The organism is Pseudovibrio sp. POLY-S9, from assembly GCF_001431305.1.
In the GTDB taxonomy this organism is placed as follows: Bacteria; Pseudomonadota; Alphaproteobacteria; order Rhizobiales; family Stappiaceae; genus Pseudovibrio.
Map to the genome: position 1 here is coordinate 10,188 of NZ_LCWX01000245.1, position 2,704 is coordinate 12,891.

A 2,704-nucleotide genomic window follows, 5' to 3' on the forward strand; every position below is an offset into this window, starting at 1 on the left:
GATGTGCAGGGAAGTAGCGAGAAGATCTCAGAGCTGCTTGAACCTTGCGCACTGGAAGTCTCAAAAGGCTAAAAAGCATTGGAATACCGAGAGGTTCTGCCTCTCAAGGAATATTCTGGCTTGGGAGGCGCAGTGCCTCTCAGGCCTCTTTGTTGTAAGTAAAATGAACTTCCACCTCTGGTGGAGGTCGGTGAATTCCAAGCAGTCAGCTCTTAGTGCATTATAATTAGCTCACGAATCGTGATAACTATTTGAATAGATTTGCTTTATCATGCATCTAGGGAGAGTTCCATGAGGTCGATAGCCTTCACACGACCAACCGTAATTGCTGCGATCGAATTACTAGAAAAACACACTCAAGCTAAATTCAATCAAATGATTCTTCGTCTCCGTCTGGAGGACGACATTCCATCAGAAACTAGTCTCAGTGTAGCAAAAAAGTGCGATCTGTTAGGACGGCTCGTCGTAAAACAGCCAGACGCTTGCATCGACACATTAGAAGGACCAATGACTTTAAATGAAGCAGTTGTCCGTGAAGCAATACGCTTGGTACCTGAGTTTTCTGAAAATACCCTACATATATCGTTTCTGAGAGGATTGGCTCGAGATGGATATGTGCTTCATCGGGAATGCTATAACTCAGAACCTAATCTTCGAGCTGCGCTACCCGAACAGATAAAACTACCGCAAACCGCTGATGAAGTTCATTCATTGTTAATTGATTTTGGGTTTCTGACCTCCCTTGGTCATTTGAATCAAGCCATTGATGCGCATACTCGAGGAGATTGGGCCGCAGCGAATAGTCAGTTGCGTACGTTTATCGAGAGTCTTTTCGATCACATTGCACATAATATACGCCCAAAAGAAGCTGGAGAAATGAGCAGTTCTGAAAACAGACGGGCATTGTTAGCCAAAGTTGGTTTCCTCGCAAGCGATCGCAATGAGTGGCATGCAAACGGCAAGAGCTATATACATGGCCTTTTCAAAATGTTGCACACAGACGGCTCCCACCCAGGTCTTTCTGATGAAGACCATTGCACCTTTCGCTTACATGTCGTTATCGTAACTGCACGCACTTTTTTAAGAAGATTATCTTTTAATTCGTAAACACTATCAAGACAGGGAAAGTGCAAGCCATATGACCAAAATTTTCGAAATCGATGGCTCTAATCTTGAACTTGGGTTTAAGAATATTCAGTCCCCTAAATCGCGCATAGAACAAGAAATGCACGAATTAATTGAATGCATGTGGAAAACATATGAACCGTATGCTGATCCAGATTTTAGGGAGGGATTTGCGCGCGATGTGGACGGTCGATTTTGGGAAATGTATATCGGATGCAGCCTACTGGAGGCTGGGCACACCCTACTACCCGTCTCTGAACGAGAAAAAGAAGGCGGACAACCAGACATATGCGTACTAGAAAATGGTCGACGAATCTGGATTGAAGCAATCGCCCCCGATGACGGACAAGTTGGCCCAGATCAAATTGAGCGACCAGTTCCTCTCAATGAAGGCGGTAAGTTAATTGCTGTACCGGTTAGACAGGCCCAGTTGCGAACAACAAGCGCCTTCTGGACTAAGGCTCAAAAGATCGAGCGTTACTTAGCCGAAGGCGTTATTCAGCCAGAGGACACTAGAATTATCGCAATTAGTGCAAGTCGCTTTAGCGTATGCGTTAGCGAAGATCCTCCATTAATCCTAACGTCACTTTTCCCACTTGGCGACAGATATGTGACTCTTGACCGCGTAACTGGCAAAATTCTCGAAGAAGGGTACACAGATGCTCCTATGATAAAGCGAGCGGGCGGGGTGACTCCTCGCACTGCTTTTATGGACAAACAATTTGCTCATATCTCAGGAGTACTTTGGTCACGCATCGGGCTAGGGAATTTATCCCGCAAAGTTCGTCCACTGCATTTTGTTCACAATCCACTTGCTGAAGTTAGTTTTCCTCCAAATTGGGATGTGTGGGACAATGAGTTTGTTGCAACGATTGGGAAAGATTACTTTGAAATCAAGAACACTCACAAGATGATAGAACCAGCAGATCAGAGTGATTAATTTAGACATTTAGGCCTAAACAAAAACACCTAATGCCCGCCCATAGACCGGGAAGGGGCTTCACTAGAGACCCGGAAGGGGTATCGGCCTCCATTGCCTCAGATCAGGCTTCTGGCTGAACCACCCTGCCAAAAGGCAAACCCCGCACAGGGCGGGGTACAATCCATATCCTAAAATCTACCTGGCTCAAATCAGCCCAAGTTCTCGCAGTGTTGTCGCTGCGTCTATAAGTTGGTCGGTGTTCACTTCCACCGTGAGTGTCATACTGTCTGCATTGACCCGCGCTTTGACCGCGGCTTTGTCGTCGAGGGCGTAGGCGATCAGGTCACAGGCCTCATATGGCTGATTTGCGTTAAACCCTGCCTTGGTTAAGTCGTGTGCTGCAATTCTGATTGTGCTGGTTCTCATAGAACTTCCTCCATTCAGCGGGCACCCTGCCCGGCTTCACGACTGCAACCCCGCACTACCGGCGGGGTCTGTTCTCTTTGCGGGCTAGCTAGAGTTAGGCGTCGAGTTCAGCTGCCAGCTTGTCTCTGGCGGCGCCTAAAGCGTTTCGAGATTAATTTGAGATGCATCCTGCGGCTTTGAAGTAGTTCCAGCATTCTGTCGGATTGTAGAGGTCGCAGATTTCCCCGATGG

General features: G+C 47.1%; 3 protein-coding genes. 2 read left to right on the forward strand and 1 reads right to left on the reverse strand.

Annotation, left to right across the window (positions count from 1 at the left end):
* The first annotated feature begins 291 nt into the window (after positions 1–291).
* Together PPL9_RS28205 and PPL9_RS28210 are read left to right on the forward strand one after the other, a co-directional pair.
* On the forward strand, positions 292–1,107 hold the full coding sequence (locus PPL9_RS28205; RefSeq protein WP_057465843.1) for a hypothetical protein: 816 nt from the start codon (positions 292–294) through the stop codon (positions 1,105–1,107).
* A 31-nt stretch (positions 1,108–1,138) separates the two neighbouring features.
* A complete protein-coding gene (locus tag PPL9_RS28210; RefSeq protein ID WP_057465844.1) occupies positions 1,139–2,065 on the forward strand; it encodes a hypothetical protein in 927 nt (308 codons plus the stop codon).
* Positions 2,066–2,251: 186 nt separating this feature from the next.
* Here the strand turns inward: PPL9_RS28210 and PPL9_RS28215 are convergent, their stop codons facing one another.
* Positions 2,252–2,473: a hypothetical protein gene (locus PPL9_RS28215; RefSeq protein ID WP_057465845.1), complete on the reverse strand. Its 222-nt coding sequence runs from the start codon at positions 2,471–2,473 to the stop codon at positions 2,252–2,254.
* Between the last annotated feature and the right edge of the window lie 231 nt (positions 2,474–2,704).